The organism is Aeromicrobium sp. Leaf291 (assembly GCF_001423365.1).
GTDB lineage: Bacteria > Actinomycetota > Actinomycetes > Propionibacteriales > Nocardioidaceae > Aeromicrobium.
Genome location: NZ_LMNM01000001.1, coordinates 990,700 through 1,014,998, shown reverse-complemented (window position 1 = coordinate 1,014,998; position 24,299 = coordinate 990,700). Strand labels below are relative to the sequence as shown.

General features: G+C 72.4%; 23 protein-coding genes and 1 pseudogene. 9 read left to right on the top strand and 15 right to left on the bottom strand.

What is annotated here, in order from left to right; all coding sequences use genetic code 11:
• Positions 1–4 precede the first annotated feature (4 nt).
• On the top strand, positions 5–2,107 hold the full coding sequence (locus tag ASF35_RS05080) for an MMPL family transporter (RefSeq protein ID WP_200931723.1): 2,103 nt from the start codon (positions 5–7) through the stop codon (positions 2,105–2,107).
• Positions 2,108–2,446: 339 nt separating this feature from the next.
• Here ASF35_RS05080 and ASF35_RS17640 read toward each other — a convergent pair whose 3' ends face one another.
• The 3 genes from ASF35_RS17640 to purF form a co-directional block, all read right to left on the bottom strand.
• Positions 2,447–2,623 carry a DUF3073 domain-containing protein gene (locus tag ASF35_RS17640; RefSeq protein WP_082480278.1) on the bottom strand — a complete coding sequence of 59 codons (177 nt, stop codon included), beginning with the start codon at positions 2,621–2,623 and terminating at the stop codon, positions 2,447–2,449.
• 93 nt (positions 2,624–2,716) lie between these two features.
• Positions 2,717–3,805 (bottom strand): phosphoribosylformylglycinamidine cyclo-ligase, encoded by a 1,089-nt coding sequence (purM, locus tag ASF35_RS05075; protein WP_055963738.1) that lies wholly within the window; start codon positions 3,803–3,805, stop codon positions 2,717–2,719.
• A complete protein-coding gene (gene purF, locus ASF35_RS05070; RefSeq protein WP_055963735.1) occupies positions 3,802–5,295 on the bottom strand; it encodes an amidophosphoribosyltransferase in 1,494 nt (497 codons plus the stop codon). The genes purM and purF overlap by 4 nt, the downstream gene beginning before the upstream one ends.
• Positions 5,296–5,585: 290 nt before the next feature.
• Here purF and ASF35_RS05065 point away from each other — a divergent pair, with 290 nt between their 5' ends.
• The 4 genes from ASF35_RS05065 (at position 5,586) to ASF35_RS05050 (ending at position 10,042) form a co-directional block, all read left to right on the top strand.
• Positions 5,586–6,269 (top strand): ZIP family metal transporter, encoded by a 684-nt coding sequence (locus ASF35_RS05065; RefSeq protein ID WP_055963731.1) that lies wholly within the window; start codon positions 5,586–5,588, stop codon positions 6,267–6,269.
• Positions 6,270–6,324: 55 nt separating this feature from the next.
• Positions 6,325–6,777 (top strand): SRPBCC family protein, encoded by a 453-nt coding sequence (locus tag ASF35_RS05060; protein WP_055963728.1) that lies wholly within the window; start codon positions 6,325–6,327, stop codon positions 6,775–6,777.
• A 108-nt stretch (positions 6,778–6,885) separates the two neighbouring features.
• Positions 6,886–8,463 (top strand): AMP-binding protein, encoded by a 1,578-nt coding sequence (locus ASF35_RS05055; protein ID WP_055963725.1) that lies wholly within the window; start codon positions 6,886–6,888, stop codon positions 8,461–8,463.
• A 232-nt stretch (positions 8,464–8,695) separates the two neighbouring features.
• Positions 8,696–10,042, top strand: a complete 1,347-nt coding sequence (locus tag ASF35_RS05050; protein ID WP_082495369.1) for a glycoside hydrolase domain-containing protein — start codon at positions 8,696–8,698, stop codon at positions 10,040–10,042.
• A gap of 63 nt (positions 10,043–10,105) precedes the next feature.
• On the opposite strand, the gene ASF35_RS05045 is transcribed toward ASF35_RS05050, so the two are convergent.
• From ASF35_RS05045 to ASF35_RS05020, 7 genes and pseudogenes are all read right to left on the bottom strand, one after another.
• On the bottom strand, positions 10,106–10,474 hold the full coding sequence (locus ASF35_RS05045) for a sterol carrier family protein (RefSeq protein ID WP_055966188.1): 369 nt from the start codon (positions 10,472–10,474) through the stop codon (positions 10,106–10,108).
• 5 nt (positions 10,475–10,479) lie between these two features.
• On the bottom strand, positions 10,480–12,771 hold the full coding sequence (gene purL, locus ASF35_RS05040) for a phosphoribosylformylglycinamidine synthase subunit PurL (RefSeq protein WP_055963719.1): 2,292 nt from the start codon (positions 12,769–12,771) through the stop codon (positions 10,480–10,482).
• Positions 12,772–12,828: 57 nt separating this feature from the next.
• Positions 12,829–13,191: a hypothetical protein gene (locus ASF35_RS05035; RefSeq protein WP_055963716.1), complete on the bottom strand. Its 363-nt coding sequence runs from the start codon at positions 13,189–13,191 to the stop codon at positions 12,829–12,831.
• Positions 13,192–13,219: 28 nt separating this feature from the next.
• The gene (locus tag ASF35_RS05030; RefSeq protein ID WP_055963713.1) at positions 13,220–13,516 is read right to left on the bottom strand and encodes a DUF1905 domain-containing protein; all 297 of its coding nucleotides are present in this window, start codon (positions 13,514–13,516) and stop codon (positions 13,220–13,222) included.
• Positions 13,517–13,543: 27 nt separating this feature from the next.
• A complete protein-coding gene (locus ASF35_RS05025; RefSeq protein WP_055963710.1) occupies positions 13,544–14,638 on the bottom strand; it encodes an NADH:flavin oxidoreductase/NADH oxidase in 1,095 nt (364 codons plus the stop codon).
• Positions 14,639–14,750: 112 nt separating this feature from the next.
• Positions 14,751–15,035: a cation:proton antiporter regulatory subunit gene (locus tag ASF35_RS18600; protein ID WP_369797004.1), complete on the bottom strand. Its 285-nt coding sequence runs from the start codon at positions 15,033–15,035 to the stop codon at positions 14,751–14,753.
• 63 nt (positions 15,036–15,098) lie between these two features.
• Positions 15,099–15,959: pseudogene (locus tag ASF35_RS05020) on the bottom strand (RimK family alpha-L-glutamate ligase); the annotation flags it as partial.
• Between ASF35_RS05020 and ASF35_RS05015 the strand changes: the two are divergent.
• Together ASF35_RS05015 and ASF35_RS05010 are read left to right on the top strand one after the other, a co-directional pair.
• A complete protein-coding gene (locus ASF35_RS05015) occupies positions 15,958–16,497 on the top strand; it encodes a RimK/LysX family protein (RefSeq protein WP_082480286.1) in 540 nt (179 codons plus the stop codon). The pseudogene ASF35_RS05020 and the gene ASF35_RS05015 sit on opposite strands and share 2 nt — an antisense overlap.
• Positions 16,497–17,447, top strand: a complete 951-nt coding sequence (locus ASF35_RS05010; RefSeq protein ID WP_156364867.1) for a succinylglutamate desuccinylase/aspartoacylase family protein — start codon at positions 16,497–16,499, stop codon at positions 17,445–17,447. Before ASF35_RS05015 ends, ASF35_RS05010 begins: the two co-directional genes overlap by 1 nt.
• 127 nt (positions 17,448–17,574) lie before the next feature.
• Here ASF35_RS05010 and ASF35_RS05005 read toward each other — a convergent pair whose 3' ends face one another.
• Positions 17,575–18,774, bottom strand: coding sequence for an NAD(P)/FAD-dependent oxidoreductase (locus ASF35_RS05005; protein WP_055963701.1), 1,200 nt, complete (start codon positions 18,772–18,774; stop codon positions 17,575–17,577).
• 47 nt (positions 18,775–18,821) lie between these two features.
• Between ASF35_RS05005 and ASF35_RS05000 the strand changes: the two genes are divergently transcribed.
• Positions 18,822–19,601 carry a hypothetical protein gene (locus tag ASF35_RS05000; protein WP_156367960.1) on the top strand — a complete coding sequence of 260 codons (780 nt, stop codon included), beginning with the start codon at positions 18,822–18,824 and terminating at the stop codon, positions 19,599–19,601.
• Positions 19,602–19,613: 12 nt separating this feature from the next.
• Here ASF35_RS05000 and ASF35_RS18205 read toward each other — a convergent pair whose 3' ends face one another.
• From ASF35_RS18205 to ASF35_RS04985, 3 genes are all read right to left on the bottom strand, one after another.
• Positions 19,614–19,928 carry an META domain-containing protein gene (locus tag ASF35_RS18205; protein ID WP_055963695.1) on the bottom strand — a complete coding sequence of 105 codons (315 nt, stop codon included), beginning with the start codon at positions 19,926–19,928 and terminating at the stop codon, positions 19,614–19,616.
• Positions 19,925–20,770 carry a hypothetical protein gene (locus ASF35_RS04990; RefSeq protein ID WP_055963692.1) on the bottom strand — a complete coding sequence of 282 codons (846 nt, stop codon included), beginning with the start codon at positions 20,768–20,770 and terminating at the stop codon, positions 19,925–19,927. Before ASF35_RS04990 ends, ASF35_RS18205 begins: the two co-directional genes overlap by 4 nt.
• A gap of 75 nt (positions 20,771–20,845) precedes the next feature.
• Positions 20,846–22,375, bottom strand: coding sequence for a gamma-glutamyltransferase (locus ASF35_RS04985; RefSeq protein ID WP_055963689.1), 1,530 nt, complete (start codon positions 22,373–22,375; stop codon positions 20,846–20,848).
• Between the two features lie 185 nt (positions 22,376–22,560).
• Here ASF35_RS04985 and nhaA point away from each other — a divergent pair, with 185 nt between their 5' ends.
• Entirely contained in the window at positions 22,561–23,838 is a 1,278-nt protein-coding gene (gene nhaA, locus ASF35_RS04980) for a Na+/H+ antiporter NhaA (RefSeq protein ID WP_055963686.1), read from the top strand.
• 10 nt (positions 23,839–23,848) lie between these two features.
• On the opposite strand, the gene ASF35_RS04975 is transcribed toward nhaA, so the two are convergent.
• Complete coding sequence (locus tag ASF35_RS04975) at positions 23,849–24,295, bottom strand: GNAT family N-acetyltransferase (protein WP_156367958.1); 447 nt, start codon at positions 24,293–24,295, stop codon at positions 23,849–23,851.
• Between the last annotated feature and the right edge of the window lie 4 nt (positions 24,296–24,299).

Here is a 24,299-nt window from a genome sequence, read left to right as displayed (position 1 = left end):
CATCGTGGAAACTTTCGATCATCGAACCTTCCCCCTCGCCCGGCTCGTCGGCCCGAGGCGGTCCGTCGTCGTGCTGCTGCTCGGGCTCGTGCTCTCGGCAGCCGTTCTCATTCTGGCCCCCGGGCCCACGGAGAGCACCGACGCCTCCGTGAACCTGCCCGACAACGCCGAGTCCGCGATCGCGCGCGACCGGCTGGCAGACCTGCCCGGAGGCCAGGACGCTCCCGCGATCGTCGTGGTCTCCAACGGCGGCGAGCGCATCGACCGCACGCAGCTGGCTGCCCTGGGTCGGCTCTCGCAGGACCTGGGATCGTCCTTCGACAGCGAGGTCGCCGGACCCGTCCCGTCGCAGGACGGCACGGTCGCCCTGCTCACCGTCCCCCTGCCCGGAGGCGTCGGCACCGACGAGAACTCCGAGCGGATCGAGGACCTGCGGGCCGACGTCCGCGAGGCCCTGCCCGACGGCCTGACCGCGGAGGTGACGGGCGCCCCGGCCGTCCAGGCCGACCTCGGCGCCGTCTTCGAGGGCGCCGACTTCCGCCTGCTCGCCGCGACCGCGATCGTGGTGGCCCTGCTGCTCATCGTCACGTACCGCAGCCCGTGGCTCTGGCTCGTCCCGTTGATCGTCATCGGGCTCGGCGACCGCGTCGCCGCGAAGGTCGTCGAGGCCATCTCGGGGCTGACCGACATCCCGATCGACGGCTCGACCACCGGCATCACGTCGGTGCTCGTGTTCGGCGCCGGCACCAACTACGCACTCCTGCTCATCGCGCGCTACCGCGAGGAGCTGCGCCGCCACGAGGATCGCCGCGAGGCCATGCGTCAGGCCGTCGGCGCAGCCGCACCGGCCATCCTGTCGAGCTCCGGCACGGTCGTGATCGGCCTGCTGGCGCTGCTCCTGGCCGACGCGCCGTTCGTCAGCCGCATCGGCCTGTCCGGTGCTGCGGGCATCGTCGTGGCCGTCTTCTTCGCCCTGGTCGTCCTCCCCACCGCCATGACGCTGCCCGGACGCTGGCTGTTCTGGCCGTTCGTGCCCCGCGTCGGCGACCCCGACCCGTCCGAGCGTGGGCTCTGGCGTCGGGTCGGCACGACCGTGACCCGTCGTCCCGTCGTCGTGACCGTCAGCGGCCTCGTGATCCTGGTCCTGATGGCCCTCGGCACGCTCGGGCTGCGCACCGGCCTCGGCCAGGACGAGCAGTTCCTCGACACCCCGGAGTCGATCACCGCGCAGAAGACGCTGTCGTCGGCCTTCCCGGCCGGCTCGTCGGCGCCGACGAGCATCGTCACCACACCCCAGCGGGCCGAGCAGGTGGCCCGTGCCGCGGGCGACGTGCCCGACGTCCGTTCGGCCGAGGTGGGCCGCGAGGGCGACGGGATCGCCGAGGTCAGCGTGGTGCTGAGCGACGAGCCGTCCAGCGAAGCGGCCCTGCGGACGGTCGGGCTGCTGCGCACCGCCGTGCAGGACGTCGACCCCGACGCCCTGGTCGGCGGCCAGGACGCCGAGGCCCTCGACGAGGCCGACACCGCAGCCCGGGACCGCGGCGTCATCATCCCGGTCGTCCTGGCCGTCGTGCTCGGCATGCTGCTCCTGCTGCTGCGCTCCGTGGTCGCGGCCCTGCTGCTGGCGTCGACGACGGTGCTGTCCTACCTGTCGGCCCTCGGCGTGGGGTGGCTCGTGTTCGACCACGTGCTCGGCTGGTCGGCGATGGACGTGGGCACCCCGCTGCTGGCCTTCGTCTTCCTGGTGGCGCTCGGCGTGGACTACAACATCTTCCTCACCGCGCGCGCACGGGAGGAGATGCGTCGGACGGGGGACGCGACCGGGTCGATCGTCACGGCCCTGGCCGTCACCGGTGGCGTGATCACGAGTGCCGGCATCCTGCTGGCTGCCGTGTTCGCCGTCCTCGGTGTCCTGCCACTGGTGCTGCTGGCCCAGCTGGGCGTGCTGGTCGGCTTCGGCGTGCTGCTCGACACCGTGGTGGTGCGTGGCCTGGTCACGCCGGCCCTGGTCGCCTGGTGCGGCCGCCGGTTCTGGTGGCCGAGCCGGCTGTCGCGCCCCGCTGACCCCGCGGGGCGCCGGCTCCCCCACCCAGGGCACAGCGGGTGAGAGGTAGGTGGCGCGCGGAACGGGCAGGTCAGAGGTAGGTGAGCCGCGGATAGGCGCCCTGTATCCGCGCGCCACCCACCTCTGACGGACCGATGACGCGCGCCACCTACCTCTGACGGCCCCGACCGAGCACGCACCCGTTCGCCGGCCGAGGCCCCTCTCGGAGCGCAGGTCGACGCGAAGCCGCGTCGTCGCAGCCTCAGGACAGGACCCAGCCGCGCAGACACATCCGCAGTGCACGTCGGGCCGCCTGAGCGCACCGCCGGACCCGCCCTCGCGGGCAGACGTCAGCCCACGACCGCCTCACGACGACGGCCGCGGAACCACGGCCGGACCGCGTCAGCTGGCGGCTTCGTCCCCGTACTTCTGGGCGAGATCGGCGTACTGGTCCGGGATCGGGTCACCGGAGTCGTGGTGGAGTTCCTGTTGCAGATCGTCGAAGTCCGGATCAAAGGTCCGGTACTTCAGGTCGCGTGCGACCTTGGTCTGCTTTGCCTTTGCACGGCCGCGCCCCATGGGTCCGACCCCCTCGCAGAAAGAAATCGTCAGTATGTCGTGGGGCCCACCCTACCCAAACCCTGCCAACGTCGCTGGCACCGGGTCGAAGAGTCAGGCGTGTGTCCCGGCCAGCGTGACGCTGCCGCCCGGTCCGTGCACGCCCGCCTCGGCGACGTCGCCGGCGATCCAGGCCTCCACGCCGTGCTCGCCCAGCAGGCGCACGGCCGCGTCGGCGTCGTCGGGCGCGACCAGGGCGACCATCCCGACGCCGATGTTGAGCGCCTCCTCGAGGTCGCCCTGCGAGACGCCACCCAGGTCGGCCACCAGGTCGAAGATCGCCGGCCGCGCCCAGGTGCCCCGGTCGACGCGCACCGAGACGGCCTCGGGGACCACTCGCTCGAGGTTGGCCGCGAGCCCACCGCCGGTCACGTGCGACATGGCGTGCGTCTGCGTGCGCCGCACGAGGTCGAGGCACGGCAGCGTGTACAGGCGCGTGGGCGTCAGCAGGGCCTCGCCGAGCGTGGCACCCAGCTCGGGCACGTCGCGGTCGAGGGACCACTGCGCCGTCCCGAAGAACACGTGGCGCGCGAGCGAGTACCCGTTGGAGTGCAGGCCGGAGGACGCCATGGCGACGACGACGTCGCCCGGGCGGACGAGCTCGGCGCCGATCAGCGCGTCGGCCTCGACCACACCGGTGGTGGAGCCGGCCACGTCGTACTCGTCGGGGTGCAGCAGTCCGGGGTGCTCGGCGGTCTCGCCACCGAGCAGCGCGGTGCCGGACTCCGCGCACGCCTGGGCGATGCCCTTCACGATGTCGGCGATGCGCTCGGGCACGACCTTGCCGCACGCGATGTAGTCGGTCATGAACAGCGGCTCGGCACCGCAGACCACGAGGTCGTCGACGAGCATGCCGACCAGGTCAAAGCCGATGGTGTCGTGCACGTCCATGCGCTGGGCGATCTGCACCTTCGTGCCCACGCCGTCGGCCGACGTCGCGAGCAGCGGCCGGCGGTAGTCCTTCAGGGCCGAGGCGTCGAACAGACCCGCGAAGCCGCCGATGCCACCGACCACCTCGGGGCGTCGGGCCTTGTCGACCCACTCCTTCATCAGCTCGACGGCGCGGTCGCCCGCCTCGATCGAGACTCCGGACGCGGCGTACGCGCTCGGCTCCGTGGTCGTGGGATCGGCGGCACTGGTCACTGGATCACCTTCAACGGCGTGACGTCGGACTCGAGCAGGTGCTTGCCGATCAAGTCGTCCTCGGGCAGCGGCACGGGGTAGATCCCGTCGAAGCAGGCCCGGCACAGCTTGTCCTTGGGGACGTTCGTCGCCTCGACCAGCTGGTCGAGCTCGACGTAGGCGAGCGAGTCGGCGTCGATGGAGCGGCAGATCTCGTCGACGCTGATGCCGTTGGCGATGAGCTCGGCGCGCGAGGCGAAGTCGATGCCGTAGAAGCACGGCCACTTGACCGGCGGGCTCGAGATGCGCACGTGCACCTCGGCGGCGCCGGACTCGCGCAGCATCCGCACGAGGGCGCGCTGCGTGTTGCCGCGCACGATCGAGTCGTCGACGACCACGAGGCGCTTGCCGGCGATGACGTCGCGCAGCGGGTTCAGCTTGAGCCGGATGCCGAGCTGGCGGATGGTCTGCGACGGCTGGATGAACGTGCGGCCCACGTAGGAGTTCTTGACCAGCCCGTGGCCGAAGGGGATGCCGCTCTCCTCGGCGAAGCCGATGGCCGCAGGGGTGCCCGACTCCGGCACGGGGATGACCAGGTCGGCGTCGACGGGGTGCTCACGGGCGAGGCGGCGTCCGATCTCGGCGCGGACGGAGAAGACTCGCTGGTCCGAGATCGTCGTGTCCGGACGCGCGAGGTAGACGTACTCGAAGATGCAGCCCTTGGGCGCCGCGGGCGAGAACCGCTCGGTGCGCAGCCCGTTCTCGTCGATCGCGATGAACTCGCCGGGCTCGATCTCGCGGATGAAGGACGCACCGACGATGTCGAGGGCCGCCGTCTCGCTGGCGACCACCCAGCCGCGCTCGAGGCGACCCAGCACGAGCGGTCGGATCCCCTGCGGGTCGCGTGCGGCGTACAGCGTGGTCTCGTCCATGAACACCAGCGAGAACGCGCCACGCAGCTTCGGCAGGACCTCGATGGCCGCCTCCTCGACCGAGCGGTCGCGGTAGGAGGCGAGCAGGCTGGCCATGACCGACGTGTCGGTGGTGGCGGTCTCGCCCTTGCCGCGGCGGTCCGGAGCCTGCTGGGCGGTCCGCTCCTCGAGCATGGTCACGAGCTCGGCGGTGTTGGTGAGGTTGCCGTTGTGGGCGAGGGCGACCGAACCCTGCGCCGTGGGCCGGAACGTCGGCTGGGCGTTCTGCCAGACGCTGGCGCCCGTGGTGCTGTACCGGGAGTGCCCGATGGCGACGGAGCCCTTCAGCGACTCCAGCGTCGACTCGTCGAACACCTGGGAGACCAGGCCCATGTCCTTGTAGACGAGGATCTGCTTGCCGTTGCTCACCGCGATGCCGGCGGACTCCTGGCCGCGGTGCTGCAGGGCGTAGAGGCCGAAGTAGCTGAGCTTGGCGACCTCCTCACCAGGGGCCCACACCCCGAACACGCCACAGGCGTCCTGGGGTCCGACGTCCTGGGGATCGATGTCGTGCGTCAGCCGACCGTCTCCGCGTGCCACCGCTCCAGTGTAGGGGCCTGCGCGAGGCCCCGGAACCGTCCTGGGCGTGACGTGGTCGGCAGTGGGAGGTAGGTGGCGCGCGCTTCCTGCGGAGAGGCGGTAGGTGACGCGCGGATACGGGACCACCATCCGCGCCTGTCCTACCTCCGGGCGTGGCGAAGCGCGTGCCACCTACCTCCGACCCAGGCCGAGCCCCGAGGACCCGGCCCCCGACGACGACAGCCACGCGGTCGAGGCCTCTCGGAGGCCACCGACAGGCACGACCGCGCCACCGGTCCTAGCGTGGACGGGTGCTCACCGCTGCTCTGTACGGCGCCGCCACGGCCGTCCCGCTGGTCGTCGGAGCCGCAGCTGGCCTGCGGTGGCGGATCCCCCAGGCAGCCCTCGCCGCCCTCATGGCGTTCGGGGCCGGCACCATGATCGCCGCAGCCTCCCAGGAGCTGTTCGGGCCGGCCTTCGAGGCCCTCGACGCCGTCCGGGCCGGGATCGCCCTGCTCGGCGGTGCCGGGATCTACGTGGTCCTCAGCCATCTGTTGGACCGTCGGGCGGGCACCTCGGCCGTCGGCATGGGCCTGCTGCTCGGGGCCTTCCTCGACGGCGTGCCGGAGAACACCGCGCTCGGGGTCTCGCTGGGCGAGGGTGGTCTGGCCCTGCTGGTCGCGATCGCCGTCGGCAACACGCCCGAGGCCATCGCGAGCGCTGCGGCCCTCCGCGACGACGAGCGACTCGGGCCTCGCCGCGGGCTGGCGCTGTGGGCGGCCGTCGGCGTGCTGCTGACCCTCGTGACCGTCGGTGCGCACGCCGCAGGCGGGGCGGTCTCCCCGGCCGCCGTGGCGGTGGCCCAGGCCGTGGCCGGCGGCGCGACGCTGGCCGTGCTCTCCGACACGCTCCTCCCCGAGGCCTACCGCGAGGGTGGGTGGTGGGTCGGGATCGCCACCGCACTCGGCTTCTGGCTCGCGTTCGTGCTCGGCTGACCCGCGCACCCCTGCTTGGCGTGCGGGCACGCCCCACCTCCGCCACGATGAGCCCATGTCCACCGACCAGGTCACGGCCGAGCGCCTCGTCGCCGCCCCCGCCGAGCGCATCTTCGCCCTGCTGTCCGACGCCGCACGGCACCGTGAGATCGACGGCTCCGGAACGGTGCAGGGCACGAGCAGCGAGAGCGAGCCGCTGCACATGGGCTCGGTGTTCGGCATGTCGATGAAGATGGGTCTGCCGTACTCGACGAAGAACGAGGTCGTCGAGTTCGAGCCGAACCGACGCATCGCGTGGCGCACCACCGGCCTGTTCGGCATCATCGGCGGCCGGGTCTGGCGCTACGAGCTCGTCGACCAGGGCAGCAGCACGATCGTCCGCGAGACGTGGGACATCAGCCGCGACCGGCAGCGCGTCGCCCTGCGGCGCGGCAACATGCCGCGCTCCACGAAGCGCAACATCGAGCGCACGCTCGAGCGGATCGCCACGGCGGTCGAAGGCTCCTGAACGGCTGTACCGGTACTCACGGCGGGCCGAATCCGGTACCGGGAAGCTGCTTCACCGTGGGGTCGGGAGCCCCTAGGCTGGCGTGACCCACGCCACAGAGGAGACGCCGTGCCCGACCTGCCCGACGCCACGTACCTGACCGACTTCCACGCGTACCGCGCCGAGCACGACCCGGACGGCCGCTGCTGGACCTACCTCGAGCGCACGTGGACCTGGGGCGAGGCCTGGGACGACGTCCGACGCTTCGCCGGGGCGCTGCAGGCCGAGGGCATCGTGCGCGGCGACCGGATCGCCTTCCTCGACAAGAACAACCCGGCCATCCTCACGGCGACCCAGGCGTGCTGCCTGCTCGGCTCGGCCAACGCGATCGTCAACTGGCGGCTGGCCGGCGACGAGCTCGACTACGTCATCAACGACGCCGGGGCCCGCATCCTCTTCGTCGGCCACGAGCTGGCCCCGTCGATCGACCTGATCCGCGACCGCCTGGTCGGCGTCGAGCGCATCGTCGTGGTCGGGGGCGACGACGACGAGCTCGAGGCGTGGCTCGCAGCGGCGACCCCCGTCGAGCGCCAGCCCGGCGTCGACCCCGACGACGTGTGCCTGGTCATGTACAGCTCGGGCACCACGGGCCGGCCCAAGGGCGTCATGCTCACCCAGCACAACATGGTCGTGCACACGCTCAGCGCCATGGGCGACATCGAGTACGGACCCGACGACACCATGCTGGTCGCGATGCCGATGTTCCACGTGGGCGGTTCGTCGTACGCCCTGTTCGGTCCCGCGACCGGCACCCACGGCTACATCATCCGCGAGGTCGATCCTCAGCTGCTGGCCGGCGCGATGATGGCCGGCGCCACCCACGCGTTCCTCGTCCCCGCCGTCGTGGCGGCCCTGCTGCAGGCCGGGCCCCAGGCCATGGCGTTGTTCAGCCGGCTGAAGGCGTTCTCCTACGGCGCGGCCCCCATGCCCCTGCCGGTGCTGCGCGGTGCCATCGAGCACTGGCCCGACACCGCGTTCATGCAGGTCTACGGCATGACGGAGATGGGCGGCGTCGTCACCATCCTCGACGACGCGGCACACCGCGACGCCGAGCACCCGGAGCGCCTCGTCTCGGCCGGTCGACCCATCCCCGGGGTCGAGCTGCGCGTCGTCGACGTCACCACCCTCCAGGACGTCGAGCCGGGCGGATCGGGTGAGCTGTGGTGGCGGACCGAGCAGAACACCGTGGGCTACCTCGGCCGCCCCGAGGCCACCGCCGAGCTCCTCGTCGCGGCCGACGACGGAGGCGGCCCCTGGCTGCGCTCGGGTGACATCGGTCGGGTCGACGACGGCGGGTTCGTGTTCATCGAGGACCGTGTGAAGGACATGATCATCACGGGCGGGGAGAACGTGTACTCCCCCGAGGTCGAGCGCGTGCTCGCCGAGCACCCGGCCGTGCTGGAGACCGCGGTCATCGGCGTCCCGGACGACCGGTGGGGCGAGACGGTCAAGGCCGTCGTGGCGTTCCGGCCCGAGCACACCGTGGACCCGCAGGAGCTCATCGACTTCGCCCGCGAGCGGCTGGCCCACTACAAGGCCCCCCGCACGGTCGACGTCGTCGAGGCCCTGCCCCGCAACCCCTCGGGCAAGATCCTCAAGCGGGACCTGCGCAAGGGCTACTGGCCGAGCGACGGCCGCCAGGTCTGACTCGATCCCGGTCGCCACACGGGAGAGGACGTTAAAACGGTCCCGACCCTCCAGGGGTGTGGGCCGGGACCGTTGTGCCTCCAGGATACATGCCCGAGCGGCTTTCGTCTCCCTCGCGGTCGGATGAACTCTGGTTACGAATGTTTTACGCCACGAACCTGCCGTTCGGACGCCGCGGCGAGAATCCCTCGTGCACCTGACAGGACGCCACACGTTCCGTAGCCTTCGGACCATGCCTACGGTGACTTCCCCCCCGTCTCACCTCGGCGCAGGGCGGCAGGCCTTGACCCTCGCCTGCGCGCTCCTCGCGTCCGTCCTCGTCACGCTCGCCCTGCCCGGGCCCGCCTCGGCGGCCACTCCGGCGGCGCCCGGTGACCGGACCGCCTACGCCTTCGACGCGTGCGTCGCGCCGAGCACCACGGTCATGGACGCGTGGATGCGCGACTCGCCCTACTCGGCCGTCGGCATCTACGTGTCCGGCAACTCCCGCTACTGCGGGGACCGCTACCAGCCGAACCTCTCGAAGTCGTGGGTCCAGCACAACGCCGACGCCGGGTGGGGCTTCATGCCGATCCACGTGGGCTACCAGTCGCCCTGCTTCAAGAACAACCCGCAGAGCCGCGTGCAGAAGAAGAGGATGTCGACGTCGCAGACGACGGCCCGCAAGCAGGGTGCCGCCGACGCGCGCGAGGCCATCGCCGCCCTCAAGAAGTACGGCTTCGGCGCAGGCTCGGTGGCCTACCTCGACATCGAGTGGTACGCCCGCACCACGACGTGCGACAACGCCGTCCTCGCGTTCTCCGACGCCTGGACCGAGACCCTGAAGGCGTCGAAGTTCCGCTCCGGGATCTACTCCAGCGGCTCGGCCGCCATCAAGCTCGTCGACGACGTCCGCTCCGGCGCCAAGAAGTTCTCGGGCTTCACGCAGTTCGACCAGGTGTGGTTCGCGTGGACGAACAAGGTGGCGAACGTGGACGGCGGTCCGTACCTGTCCGACACCGGCTGGAAGAACGCCCGCATCCACCAGTTCCACAACAACGTGAACGAGACGTACGGCGGGCACCGCCTCACGATCGACCGCAACCTGATGCGCGTGGGCACGGGGTCCGTGGCCACCACGGAACCGCGGTCCTGCGGTGTCGACCTCACACTCGCGTCCTACCCGACGCTGCGTGCGGGCTCGAAGGGCAAGGCCGTCGAGGCCCTGCAGTGCCTGCTCCAGGAGCGCGGCCTCAAGAAGTCCGTGACGGGCGAGGTCGGGTCCGGCACCGTCTCGGGCATCAACGCGTACCGCGCGAGCAAGGGCTGGAGCCGCAACGGCGTCGTCAGTCGTCCGGTGTGGACCGCACTCCTCGCGGAGGGCTCGACGCCGAAGGTCCTGAAGTACGGCTCGACGGGCTCGGCGGTCTGGCGGCTGCAGCGCTCGCTGCGCGCCGCCGGCTACGCGCCGTCGGTGAAGGGCGTGCTCGACACCGCCACGGTCAGGGCCGCCCAGCAGCTGCGCCGCGACAACAAGCAGGCCGCACTGCAGACGGTGACCTCGTCGCAGTGGTCGCTCCTGCGCCGCGGCAACCTCTGACGGCTGCGGCTCGGTCCCGGTCCGCGCCGGCCCGTCCGACCCTGCCCCCCTCCGACGGGGCGGCTACGCGTCGTCGAGCGGCAGGTGGGGCGAGAGGTCCGAGCGCTGCCCCGAGGCCCGCACCCGCGTCCGGTCGGCCGACGCCTCGCTCCACGCCAGTGACCCGCGGGCCAGGGCGATCCAGGTGGCCGCGTCCATCTCCACGACGGCCGGCGGCGTGCCGCGGGTGTGCGTGGAGCCCTCGATGCACTGGACGGCCGCGAAGGGCGGGACCCGCACCTCCACGCTGCGACCGGGCGCCCGCTGGGCCAGTGCACCCAGGTAGTGCTTGACCAGGGGCTTGACCACCTCGCGAGCGTCGTCACCGTCGTCGAGCCGGGCCAGCAGGCCGTCGACGACCTCCGGCGTGAGCAGGGTGGACGGGCGCGCCACGCGGCTCAGCCGCCGAGGACGGGGCCGAGCACCGCGGGCAGCGTGGCGCTCCACGCGTCGCGCAGGTCCTCGAGGTCGATCGTGAACTGACCGGCCACCTCGTAGGCCGAGCCGCCCGTGCGACCGATCGACGTCAGCTCGACCCCGTGCTCGGCCGCGATCTCCGCGACCTCGTCGTGGTGGTGCTCGGGAACGGCCAGCAGGGCGCGCGCGGCGGACTCGCTGAACAGCTGCACGAAGGGGTCGTCGTCGAGCACGACCCGCACGCCGACACCGTGCGCGAACGCACCCTCGGCCAGCGCCATGGCGAGACCGCCGTCGGACAGGTCGTGCGCCGACGTGAGCAGCCCGCGCCGACCGGCCTCGCGCACGACCGCGGCGAGCGCCTGCTCGGCGGCGAGGTCGACCGTGGGGGGCAGCCCGCCGAGGTGACCGTGCACGACGTCGGCCCACGACGAGCCGGACAGCTCCTCCCGCGTCTCGCCGAGCACCAGCAGGTGGTCGTCATCGCGGGTGAAGCCCTGGCGGACGCGCTGGCGCACGTCCTCGATGACACCCAGCACGCCCACGACGGGGGTCGGCAGGATGGCCGTCTCGCCGGTCTGGTTGTAGAAGCTCACGTTGCCGCCGGTGACGGGGATCCCGAGCTCGGCACACCCGTCCTTGAGTCCGTGCGTGGCCTGCTCGAACTGCCACATGACCGCCGGGTCCTCCGGGGAGCCGAAGTTCAGGCAGTCCGTGACGGCCAGGGGCAGGGCGCCGGTGACCGCGACGTTGCGGAACGACTCGGCGAGCGCCAGCTGGGCCCCCGCGTACGGGTCGAGCTTGGCGAAGCGGCCGTTGCAGTCGGTCGAGACGGCCACGCCGAGGTTGCTCCGCTCGTCGACACGGACCATGCCGGCGTCCTCGGGCTGGGCCAGGACCGTGTTGCCCTGCACGTAGCGGTCGTACTGGTCGGTGACCCACGACGGGTCGGCGAGGTTGGGGCTCGTGACGACCCGCACCAGCTGCTCGCCGATCTGTTCGCCGGTGGCCGGACGCGGCAGCGCCTCGGCGGTGTCGGCCTGCAGGGCGTCCTGCCAGTCGGGGCGCGCGTAGGGGCGCTCGTAGGTGGGTCCGTCGTGCGCGACGGAGCGCGGGGGGACGTCGACGATCGTCTCGCCGTGCCAGTCGATGACCAGGTGCTCGCCGTCGGTGACCTCACCAACGACGACGGCCTCGACGTCCCACTTCTCGCAGATCGCCATGAACGCGTCGAGGTGCTCCGGCTCGACGACGGCCATCATGCGCTCCTGGCTCTCGCTCATGAGGATCTCCTCCGGCGAGAGCGACGGGTCGCGCAGGGGCACGGTGTCGAGCTCGACGTGCATGCCGCCGTCGCCGGCGCTGGCCAGCTCGCTCGTGGCGCACGACAGACCGGCGCCGCCGAGGTCCTGGATGCCGTTGACGACCTTGGCCGCGAACAGCTCGAGGGTGCACTCGATGAGCAGCTTCTCCATGAACGGGTCGCCGACCTGCACGCTGGGCCGCTTGGCCGGGCCATCCGCGTCGAACGTCTCGGACGCGAGGACCGACACGCCGCCGATGCCGTCGCCGCCGGTGCGGGCGCCGTAGAGGACGACCTTGTTGCCGACGCCCGAGGCGAACGCGAGGTGGAGGTCCTCGTGGCGCAGCACGCCCACGCAGAGCGCGTTGACGAGCGGGTTGCCGAGGTAGGTCTCGTCGAAGACCACCTCGCCACCGATGTTGGGCAGGCCGAGACAGTTGCCGTAGCCGCCGACGCCGGCGACGATGCCGGGCAGCACACGGGCGGTGTCGGGGGCGTCGAGCGGGCCGAAGCGCAGCGGGTCCATGACCGCGACGGGGCGCGCTCCCATGGCGAGGATGTCGCGGACGATGCCGCCGACGCCCGTGGCCGCACCCTGGTACGGCTCGACGTAGCTGGGGTGGTTGTGCGACTCGACCTTGAACGTGACGGCGTAGCCCTGGCCGATGTCGATGACGCCGGCGTTCTCGCCGATGCCGGCGAGCGTCTTGCCCAGCGGGGTCTCCTGCGGCAGCTCGCCGAACTTCTTCAGGTGCACCTTGGAGGACTTGTACGAGCAGTGCTCGCTCCACATCACCGAGTACATGGCCAGCTCGGCGCCCGTGGGACGTCGCCCGAGGATCTCGACGATGCGGTCGTACTCGTCGGGCTTGAGCCCGAGCTCGGCCCACGGCAGCTCACGCTCCGGCGTCTCCTGCGCGTGGGCGACGGTGTCGAGCTGGCGCGTGCTGTCGGGCGATGCGTCGGTCACGGACTGAATCCTATCGGCGGGGCGGCCCCGGTCGTCGGGCATGTCCGTGCGAGCGGCTCATCGGACGCCCGCCAGGTAGAGCGCCGTCGCGAAGGGGACGAAGGTGACGCCCCCGAAGCCCAGCAGACCACCGAGGACCGCAGGACCCCCGCGCCCTCCGCCGGGACCCCGCGGACGCAGCCACCACGAGCCCGCTGCGCAGGCGACCAGTGCCGCCCCGTACAGCAGCAGGGACCACAGCGCGAACGTCCGGAACCCGTCGCCCATGAGCACGTCGCCGACCGCAGCGGGATCCTCGAACGAGGGGGCGAGCCAGACCACCACGCCGCCGGCGAGCACCACCGCCAGCAGCGAGGCGCACAGTCCACCCAGCGACCCACCCCAGACCAGGTTCCGCGCCACGCCGTCCTCGTCGTCCATGGGAGGAACCTAGCCGCGCAGCAGCACGCTAGTCCGTGACGACGCGCAGGGTGAGGACGGCGTCGTCGCCGTCGTGGACGTCCTCGGCCGTCCGCACCGCCTTCTTCACCGGGAGCACGTACGCCCGGTGCTGCGTCGACGGGAAGACCGAGGTGCGCCACGTGGAGGCTCCGATCGTCACTTCCACGCGCACCGACCCGAAGCCGGCGGCCGTGGCGCCGAAGCGCTCCTCGACCTCGTCGGAGACGTCCTCGGGGACGGTGACGAAGTGCCAGGCGCCGTCGCGCCACAGCGGCCGCTCGAACGTCCAGGTCGCGTCGTCCACGGACCCATCCTCACGGCCGACGCGCCGTCAGCGCCAGGTGCCGCGCTCGTACTGCAGCGGGTAGAGGCCGTCGGGCGCGTCGCCGAGCTCGTGGGCGGCGCGCTGCGGCCAGGCGGGCTCGCGCAGCGCCGCGCGGGCCAGCAGGACGAGGTCGGCGTCGCCACGGGTGAGCACGTCGTCGGCCTGCTGCGGGTCGGTGATGAGGCCGACGGCGCCCGTGGGCAGCCCGGAGCCCTCGCGCACCTCGCGGGCCAGCGGCACCTGGTAGCCGGGGCCCACGGCGATCTCGGCCGGGAGCAGACCGCCGCTCGAGACGTCCACGACGTCGACACCGTGGTCGGCCAGCAGCCGCGACAGCCGAGCCGTCTCGTCGACCGTCCAGCCGTCGTCGAGCCAGTCGGTGGCCGAGAACCGGACGGCCAGCGCCTTCTCGTCGGGCCACACGGCGCGCACGGCGTCGACGACCTCGACCACCAGGCGCGTGCGGCCCTCGAACGAGCCGCCGTACTCGTCGTCGCGCTGGTTCGACAGCGGCGACAGGAACTGGTGCAGCAGGTACCCGTGGGCGGCGTGGACCTCCACCAGGTCGAAGCCGGCGGCATCGGCCCGACGGGCCGCGTCGGCGAAGTGACCCGGGATCGCCCGCACCTCCTCGAGGTCAAGGGCCCGCGGGGCGGCGTAGCCGGGGAAGGCGAGCGCGGACGGGGCGACCGTCTCCCAGCCGCCCTCGTCGAGCCCGACGCTGCCCTCGCCCGTGGTCGCGGCGCGCGGGTGCGCGAAGGGGGCGAACGTGGAGGCCTTGCGGCCGGCGTGCGCGAGCTGCACCCCGATCGGCGTGCCCTGAGCGTGCACGACATCGACGATGCGCGCCCAGGCCTCCCGCTGCTCGTCGTTCCACAGCCCCGTGTCCTCCGGGCTGATCCGACCCTCGGGGACCACGGCGGTCGCCTCGGTGACCAGCAGGCCGAAGCCGCCGGTCGCGCGGGCGCCCAGGTGCACGAGGTGCCAGTCGGTCGGCACGCCGTCGCGGGCGAAGCACGAGTACTGGCACATCGGTGCGAGCCAGATGCGGTTGCGGGCGGTGACGCCGCGCAGGGTGACGGGTTCGAGGAGAGCGCTCACGTCAGGTGGCCAACGCGGCGCGGGCGGCCGATGTTCCCCGCCCCGCACCCCACGGCCCAGCACTCAGGGCTCAGGGCTCAGGGCTCAGCGCTCAGGGCTCAGGGCTCAGGGCTCAGGGCTCGACGGTCGGCCAGGGCTCGTGGATCGGGTCCTTGGGCAGACGCTTGACCTTGCGGGTGCGCCGGCGCCGGCTGGGGATCATCGAGCGCATCTCCTCGAGCTTGCCGAAGCACAGCAGCCGGTCGCCCGCCTCCAGCACGTGCGAGCGCCGCGGGTTCGGGATCACCTGGGTGCCCCGCTGCAGGGTGAGCACCGAGATGTCGCGGTCGCGCAGGCCGCTCTCGCCGAGCGGCTTGCCCACCATGTCGGAGGCCGCCTGCACGAGCAGCTCGGCCACGCCGTAGCCCGTGGAGACGGTGAGCCGCTGGCGCACGTCGATCTCGGGGAAGGCGACCTGGTTGTCGATGTGGTCGATGATGGCGCCCGCGACGTCGAGGTTCGTGGCCGACTCGATGCCCTCGAGGCCCGGCGAGGAGTTGACCTCCATGACCAGGGGGCCGTCGTCGCCCTCGAGCATGTCGACGCCCGCCACCCGCAGGCCCATGATCTGGGCGGCGCGCACGGCGACCCGCTCGTACTCCGGGTCGAGCGAGACCGCCTCCACCGAGCCACCTCGGTGCACGTTGGAGCGGAACTCGTCGCCCTTGGCCACGCGGCGCATCGCCGCGACGACCCGGTCGCCGACCACGAGGGCGCGGATGTCGCGGCCCTTGCTCTCGGCGACGAAGCGCTGGATGAGCACGTTCTGCCGCGTGCTCTGGAGCGTCTCGATGATCGCCTCGGCGACCTTGATCTCGGGCGCCAGGATCACGCCGATGCCCTGGGTGCCCTCCAGCAGCTTGATGACGACCGGCGCCCCACCGACCCGCTCGATGGCCGCGATCACGTCGGCCCGGTCGCGCACGAAGGTCGTGGCCGGCATGCCGATGTCGTGGCGCGACAGGATCTGGCTGGCGCGCAGCTTGTCGCGCGAGTTCTGGATCCCCCACGACGTGTTGGGCGTGAAGACGTCCATCTGCTCGAGCTGGCGCACCACGGCCGTGCCGTAGTACGTGATGGAGTTGCCGATCCGGGGCAGCGCCGCGTCGTAGTGCGACAGCGGCTTGCCGCGGTACTGCAGGTCGGGCTCGGGCCCGGAGAGATCGATCGCGAAGCGCAGCGTGTTGAGGACCTTGACCGTGTGGCCCCGGTCGAGCGCCGCGGTGCGCAGGCGCTGCGTACTGTACGAGCGAGGCGCACGTGACAGGATCGCGAGTTTCATGGACTCCCCGAGCTGGAAGGACGGACGATTGACGCACCCACCTTCCTACACCCCCGCCCCAGCCGCAGGGCCGGACGGCGGTCTGCTCGACCAGACCCTGGTCGGCTGGCGGGAGTGGGTCCGTCTCCCCGACCTCGGCGTCCCGTGGATCAAGGCCAAGATCGACACCGGCGCCCGGACGTCGTCGCTGCACGCCTTCGACATCGAGCCCGACGACCACGGCCGGGTGCGGTTCAGCATCCACCCCTGGCAGGGCACCGACGAGGATCCCGTGCAGGTGGAGCTCGACGTGCTCGACCTGCGCGAGGTCCGCTCGTCGTCGGGTCACGTGGAGGAGCGCTACGTGGTGGTCCTCGACCTCACGCTCGCCGGCCGGGTGGTGCCGTCCGAGGTGACGCTGTCGCGGCGCGACGAGATGGGCTTCCGCATGCTGGTCGGCCGGGAGGCCCTGGCGCAGGGGTACCTCGTCGACTCCAGCGAGTCCTACCTCGGTGGCCGACCGCCCGTGCGGGTCCGTCGCCGGAACCGGGGTCGATGATGGCGCGTCCGTCCTTCGAGATCGGGCCGATCCGGGTGCGCCCGGGGCAGGCCAAGGCGGTGTCGCTGCCCATCACCCGGCTCGTGACCGGCGCCGACGTCGACCTGCCGGTGCGGGTGGTGCACGGCCGCGAGGACGGTCCCACGGTGTGGGTCGACGCCGCGATCCACGGCGACGAGGCGGTCGGCGTCGAGGTGATCCGCCAGGTGCTCGCCGACATCGACCCCAAGTCGATGCGGGGCACGCTCATCGCGATCCCCATCGTCAACGTGCTCGGCTTCATGACCGGTGACCGCTACCTGCCCGACCGCCGCGACCTGAACCGCTCGTTCCCGGGCTCGGCCCGCGGGTCGCTCGCCTCCCGCATCGCGCACCTGATGATGACCGAGGTGGTGGCCAAGTGCGACGTCGGCATCGACCTGCACACGGGGTCGGACCGGCGGACCAACCTGCCGCAGATCCGCGCCGACCTGGAGGACGACCGCACCCGTGAGCTGGCCGAGGCGTTCGCCGCACCGGTGATGCTGCACGCCAAGATCCGTGACGGGTCGCTGCGGGCGGCCGCGCGCGAGGCCGGTGCGACCGTGCTCCTCTACGAGGCGGGCGAGGCGTGGCGCATGGACGCCTGGGCGATCGACGCCGGCGTGCGCGGCGTCCGTCGGGTGCTCGCCGCGCTCGGCATGACCGAGCCGGTGGACGAGGATCCGCCCGCCCCCAGCCAGGCGTCGTACAGGAGCAGCTGGGTGCGGGCCCGCGGCACCGGCATGCTGCACCTGGAGGTCGCCCTCGGCGAGCACGTGACCGAGGGCCAGCGCATCGGTGGCCTGTTCGACTCCTTCGGCAAGCGGGTGCGCCTCGTCCACGCCGAGCGGTCCGGCGTCGTCATCGGCCGCACCGAGGCCCCCGTGGTCAACAGCGGCGACGCCGTCGTGCACGTCGCCGAGGTCTGACCCGTCCCGGAAGATTCCCAGGTCGACCTGGGAATCTCCGGACTGCACGGTTTTCCCTACGACTGCACGGGTAGCAACCCGTGCGTCTGCATGGTTCCCAGGTCGACCTGGGAATCTTCATCCGCCGTCAGGCGAGGTCGGCGAGCTCGACGTTCGGGTCGGCGAGGCGCTCGGCCGACACCTCCTGGCCGACGAGGGCGCGCAGGTCGTCCTGGACGTCCCAGATGTTGACGTTCATGGCCGCGGTCACGACGCCGTCGCGCTGCCAGAAGACGATGAACTCGCCGTCCCCGGCGCCGTCGTCCAGCTCGCCGCGGACCACCACGTCGTCGTCGCCCGACCCGTGGCCGACGTACTCCATGCCCAGGTCGTACTGGTCGGTGAAGAAGTACGGCTCCCAGTCGTACGCCGCGTCGTGGCCGAGGAGCACCGACGCCACGGCCTCGCCCTGGCGCACCGCGTCGTCCCAGTGCTCGACCCGGACGGCCTCGCCGCGACCCGTGTGGAGCGTCGAGGCGACGTCGCCGATGGCATGCACGTCGGGGTGGCTGGTCGCGAAGTGCTCGTCGGTCACCACGCCGTCGTCGACGAGCAGCCCGGCCGCCTCCGCCAGCTCGACGTTGGGCGTGGCGCCCACGCCCAGCACGACCACGTCGGCCTCGAGCACCTCGCCACCGCCGAGGCGGACGGTGCGCGCGGTCACGGCGTCGACCCGCTCGCCCGTGCGCAGGGTGACCCCGTGCGACGTGTGAACGTCCGCGAAGTAGCGGCCCAGGCGTTCCCCCATGACCGACGCGAGCGGCACGTCGCCGCGGAGCACGACGGTGGTGCTCAGGTCGTGGTGCCGCGCGGCGGCGGCGACCTCGAGACCGATCCAGCCGCCGCCGACCACGATCACCGACGACGCGTCCGCGAACGCGGCCGTCAGCCTCTCGACGTCGGCCGCGTTGCGCAGGAAGTACGCGTCGGCCCCGCCGGCGATGGAGTCCGGGACGGCGGGCCGCGCGCCCGTGGCGAGGACCGCCTTGTCGTACGGCACCACCTGGCCGTCGGCCAGGTGCACGCGGTGCGCCTCGACGTCGAGGCGCTCGGCCGCCACCCCGGTGACCAGGCGGACGTCGTGCTCGTCGTACCACTCCTGGGGCTGCACCGTGGCGTCGTCGAGCGGCGCCTCGCCGAGCAGGACGTCCTTCGACAGGGGCGGCCGTTCGTAGGGCAGCCGGTCCTCGTCGCCCACGATCGTGAGTGCTCCGTCGTGCCCGTTCTCGCGCAGGGCGGCGGCCGCCTTGGCCGCGGCGAGGCCGCCCCCGATGATGACGATGTCCATGCTTCGAGCCTGCCACGGCTGGTCTCCACGGCAACCCGGGTCACGGCGTGCCACGATGCCCCTACGCCACCCAGGGGGAACGACTCATGCGCCGCTCGGTTCGACTCGCCACGACGGCTCTCGCCGTCCTCGCCGTCCTCGCCGGATGCGGTCAGGGGGGATCCGACCCGGAGCCGACGGCGTCCGCGTCCAGCCCGGCACCGCTGCCCACCGAGGAGGCCGCGATCGAGGGCGCCCTGCCCACCTTGGACCAGGTGCCGGGCGCCTCGGACGTCGACTTCCAGTGCCCGAAGGACGAGGAGAAGTGCGCCGGGTCCGACGTCGGTCATCCGTTCTGGGCGTTCTCCGTGCGCCTCGACTCCGTCGGCAACCCCGTGGACATCGAGCGCAACGGCACCACGAGTGCTCCCAACGACGTCGCGGTCGTCAACCTCAACCTGCTCGACGACGCCGAGGCGGCCCGCACCTTCATGGCCGGTCTGCGCAAGGACCAGAAGCCCTACGACGGCACGTTCGACATCCCCGCCAAGCCCGTCGGCGGCGGCCGTGAGGTCCCGGCGAGCTCGGGCGAGGGGTCGCTCGACGACGTCACCGTGCAGGGGCTCGACGGCTACCTGAGCTCCTACCGGCTCGACTCGGCCGAGACCGGCGACCCGGCCCAGCGCGTCGTGAGCCTGCTGGTGGGCGAGGGCCGCGTGGTGGTCGGCGTGTTCGTCAGCATGTCCGCACCGGGCCGCGACGCCGACGCCGCGGAGCAGCTCGCGCAGCGCCTCGCCCGCGACACCGTCGAGCGTCTCCGCAAGGGAGCGGCCACGTTCACCCAGTGACGTCCGACCGGCTCAGTCCGGGTCGGTGAGCAGGACGCCGAGGTCGGTGCCGTCGGGTCCGACGGCGCGCAGGTGGCCGTCGTCCCACACGAAGGTGGTCGCCTGGCCGAGCCAGGTGTCGACGTCGGGGCAGGCCATCAGCGTCGAGACGCGTGCGCCGCTCGTGACGACCTTCTTGCCGTCGAGCGACCACTGCTGGCCGCCGAAGCGGTTGCAGCCGTCGTGCCCGGCGAGGTCGCCGTTGTCGCGCAGCTCGAGGAACGCGCGCGGCGGGCCGCCCTCGGGCAGCCACCGCCCGACGACGTCGGTCCGTGCCGGCGTGCTCACTCGCTGCCGTAGAGGTCGTCGGAGGTCGCCGTCGTCGGTGACGACGGCGATGCGGAGGCGAGCACGCCGCGCCGACGTCCACCGGGAAGCCGCTGCGCCAGCGTCCCGAGAGGCTCCACGGCCCCGCTCAGCACCGCGACCGCCTGGTTGAGGTTGGGGATGGCGTTGCCCAGCGCCTCGAGCCGCGGCACGATCGCGTCGAACGTCGCCCCCAGGGAGACCAGCTGGTCGAGCGTCCCGCCCGGCATCAGCAGGTTCTCGAGGATGCCCTCCTCCTCGAGCAGCTTCTCGAGCAGGCCGCCGGGCTTCAGCACGTTCTCGAGCGTGCCGTCCTGCTCGAGGATGCGGTCCAGCGGCCCGCCGGGCACCAGCATCCGCTCGATCGGCCCGCCCGGCGCCGTCAGCCGCTCGAGCGGCCCGTCGGGCGCCAGCAGGCGGTCGAGCGAGCCTCCGGGCGCGAGGAAGCGATAGAGCGGTCCGTCCTCGGCCAGGGCGCGGTCGAGCGGGCCGTCGGCCTCGAGCAGCCGCACGAACGGGCCCTCCTCGGACGCCATCCGATCCACGAGCCCGTCCCGCTGCAGCGCCTTGCCGACGGGTCGGTCCTCGGCCGTGATGTCGGCGACGAGGTTGCCGAGCGCGATGATCCCGCGCTCGTCGGCCAGGAGCTTGGCGAGCTGCTCCAGCAGGCCGTCCTCGCCGATCAGCACCGCGATGCGGGTCCCGTAGCCGCCCTCGCGCAGGATCGGGCCGTCGGGTGCGGCCAGCTGACCCAGCGCCAACGTCGTGCGCGTGGCCGAGATGGTCACGCGCAAGGGCAGGGTGGCCAGACCGACGAGGTTCATGCTCGCAGCGTAGGACCGTGACAGTGGCGGTGTCACGTGGTTGTCCGACCCGTCCTCGAGCGTCGCGAGGGTCCGTCAGGACCGCACGAGCCGGACGGCCCCGTCCCGGCGGGGATCGGCGGCCGCCTCCAGGTGCAGCTCGCCGGCCGCGTCACGGCGCAGCAGGGTCGCACCCACCCCGCCGTAGTACATCGTCAAGTCGGTCTCGACCTTGACGACCTCGTCCGGTCGTCCGGCGCGGTGCACGTGGACCCGCGGATGGTTCACCGCCTGCTGCAGCCCCATGCCGCCGTTCGTGAAGCCCGCGACCACCTGGGCGACGGCCGTGGAGATCCGGTCCGCGCCGGGCGAGCCGATCGCCAGCGCCGCACCGTCGCGGTGGTGCGCGACCGTGGGCGCCATGTTCGACAGCAGGCGCGTGCCCGGCTCCAGCCCGTGCAGGCCGCGGGGGTTGAGCTCCTGCTCCCCCAGGCAGTTGTTGAGCCAGATGCCGGTGCCCCGCGCGATCATCCCCGAGCCGTAGCCCGACGAGACCGTGACCGAGCAGGCTCCGCCGTCGCCGTCCGTCGCCGAGACGTGCGCGGTCGAGCCCGCCGACCGCACCTCGTCGTCCACCGACGCCAGGTAGGCCAACGCGTCGGCCACCAGGTCGTGGCTGTGGTCGAGCACGTCGAGCCGATGGCCCAGCACGGCGCGCTGCACCTCGACGAGGCGGGCGACGTCGGCCTCGGACCAGCGGCCGTCGACCACGGCGTGCGGTGTGCCGTCGAGCAGTCGCAGCATCGCCGCGACGCACACGCCACCCACCGCCGGCGTGGGGTTGGTGCCGAGCGTCCAGTCCCCCAGCTCCACCCGCAGCGCCGGACGCACGACCGGGCGGTACGCCGCGAGGTCCTCGCGGCCCAGCAGGCCACCGCGGGCCTGCACGTCGTCACAGATCAGTCGAGCCAGGTCGCCCGTGTGCAGCGCCGATGCACCGTCGGCCGCGATGACCTCGAGCGTCGCGGCCAGGTCGGGCACCACCACCAGGTCGGTCGTGACGGCACCGGAGGCGTCGTGCACGCAGGCCCGGCTCTGCTCGTCCCACCCGAAGATGTCGTCATGCACGTACTCCAGGTAGTACCGCGACGCCGACCCCAGCCGGAACCCGCCGCGCGCGACGTCGACGGCCGGCGCCACGATCTCGCGCCACGGCACCGACCCCCAGCGCGCGTGCGTCTCCTCGAAGGCCGCCACGGCGCCGTGCGCGGCCACCGAGCCCGGCCCGATCGTGACCGTCACGCCGCCGCCGTAGTCCGTGCGGACGTCCCAGGTCCCGGTGTCGGGATCGGTGTCGGTGTCGGGCCGTGCCGGCGTCGAGGGGCCGGACCGTGGGCCGCGGCCCGGCATGTCCATCCACCCGTCGACGGTGACCGGCGCGGACCCGTCGGCCGGCTGGACCGTGACGAACCCGCCCGAGCTGAGCGAGACGATGCCGACCTCGTTGACCATGGTCACGAGGGCGGCGGCGAGGGCGGCGTCGACCGCGTTCCCACCGGCCAGGGCCACCTGCTCCCCCGCGTCGGCCGCCGCCTCGTTGGGTGCGGCGATCGCGACGTCAGGCATGGACGCAGGCTAGTCTCCCGCGCCCCGGCCCCGCGATCCGACGGGTCGGTGACGGTCGGGGGCGAGGAGGACGTCACGATCCCGTCGAATCGCGTCGTGGGGGCGGTCGCCGGTAGAATGGATCGCGGTGTGCCGGGAAGTCTGGTCGGCGTCAGTTCATCGACCCCATTGGAGATCGCGACCCCATGACCACCCCCCGCCGTCGCCTGCTCACCCGCGGTTCCTGGCTCGAGACCCAACGCATCGGCGAGCTCGTGCGCGCCGAGACCTTCGGCGGTGCGCTGCTGATGATCGCGGCGATCCTGGCTCTCGTCGCGGCCAACACCACCGACACCTACGCCCAGGTCCGCGACACGGTGATCGGTCCCGCGTCGCTGCACCTCGACCTCTCCATCGGCGCGTGGGCCGCCGACGGCCTGCTGGCGATCTTCTTCTTCGTCGTTGGCCTCGAGCTCAAGCGCGAGTTCGTCGCCGGCGACCTGCGCGACCCCTCGCGCGCCGCGGTCCCGATCGTCGCCGCCATCGGCGGCATGGCCATGCCTGCGCTGATCTACGTGGCGATCAACAGCATCAACGACGCCGGCCGGCCGGTCGGCTGGGCCATCCCGGCCGCCACCGACATCGCCTTCGCCATCGCCGTGCTCGCCGTCGTCGGCTCGTTCCTGCCCACCGGCCTGCGCCTGTTCCTGCTCACGCTGGCGATCGTCGACGACCTCCTGGCCATCACGATCATCGCGATCTTCTACACCTCCGACCTCGACGCGATCTGGCTGCTGCTCGCCCTGCTGCCCATCGCGGCGTTCGGCGCCCTCGTGCAGCAGCGCATCCGCTCGCCCTGGCTGCTGATCCCGCTCGCGGTCACCGCCTGGGCCCTCGTCCACGCCTCCGGGGTGCACGCCACCGTCGCCGGCGTGCTGCTCGGCTTCACCGTCCCGGTCCTGCGTCGCGACGGCCAGGACGGCCCGGGCCTCGCCGAGCACCTCGAGGAGATCGTGCGGCCGCTGTCCTCGACCGTGGCCGTCCCGGTCTTCGCGTTCTTCTCCGCAGGCGTGGCGATCGAGGGCGCCTCCGGGTTCGTCGAGGCGCTGCGGGACCCGGTGACCTTGGGCATCATCGCCGGGCTCGTGATCGGGAAGCCGCTCGGCGTCCTCCTCTTCACCTGGCTCATGGCCCGGTTCACGAAGGCCGAGCTGGACGACGACCTGGAGTGGATCGACCTCGTCGGCGTCGGGCTGCTCGCGGGCATCGGGTTCACCGTCGCGCTGCTCGTGGGCGAGCTGGCGTTCGGTGTCGGCAGCGAGTCCGACGAGCACGTGAAGGTCGGCGTGCTGCTCGGCTCGCTCACGTCGGCCCTGCTCGCCGTGGCGGTGCTGCGCCTGCGCAACCGCGCGTACCGGCTCATCCACGAGCGGGAGACCCGCGACGACGACGCCGACGGAATCCCCGACGTCTACCAGGGCTGAGACGCGGCCGTCAGGACGCCGGCACGAGGGGCCGCGACCACGCACGCTCGACGTCGAGCTGGCCGGTGCGGGCGAACAGCTGCACCTGCTGCGTGGTGGCGAGCGCCCCGGCCAGGTCCGCGAGGTCGGCCGGCACGAAGCCAAGGCCCTGCCAGAACGGACCGGACCGGCGGCTGAACAGCCAGGCCGTGGTGGCGCCGGACCCGGCGGCCCGGTCGAGGGCGAACCGCGCCAGTCGGGTCCCGTGGCCGCCGACACGACGATCGGGGGCCACGGCGACGCTGCGGACCAGCACGTGCGCCCCGTCGTCGCCGGCCTCGTAGCCGGTGCTGCCGACCACGGCGCCGTCGACGTCGCGCTCGATCCAGCAGCGCAGGCCCGGGGCGTCGAGCCCGGCGACCGTCAGGTCGGCGTCGCGGAGGAAGCGAGCGAGGTCCGGCACGTCAGCGGCACGCACCGGC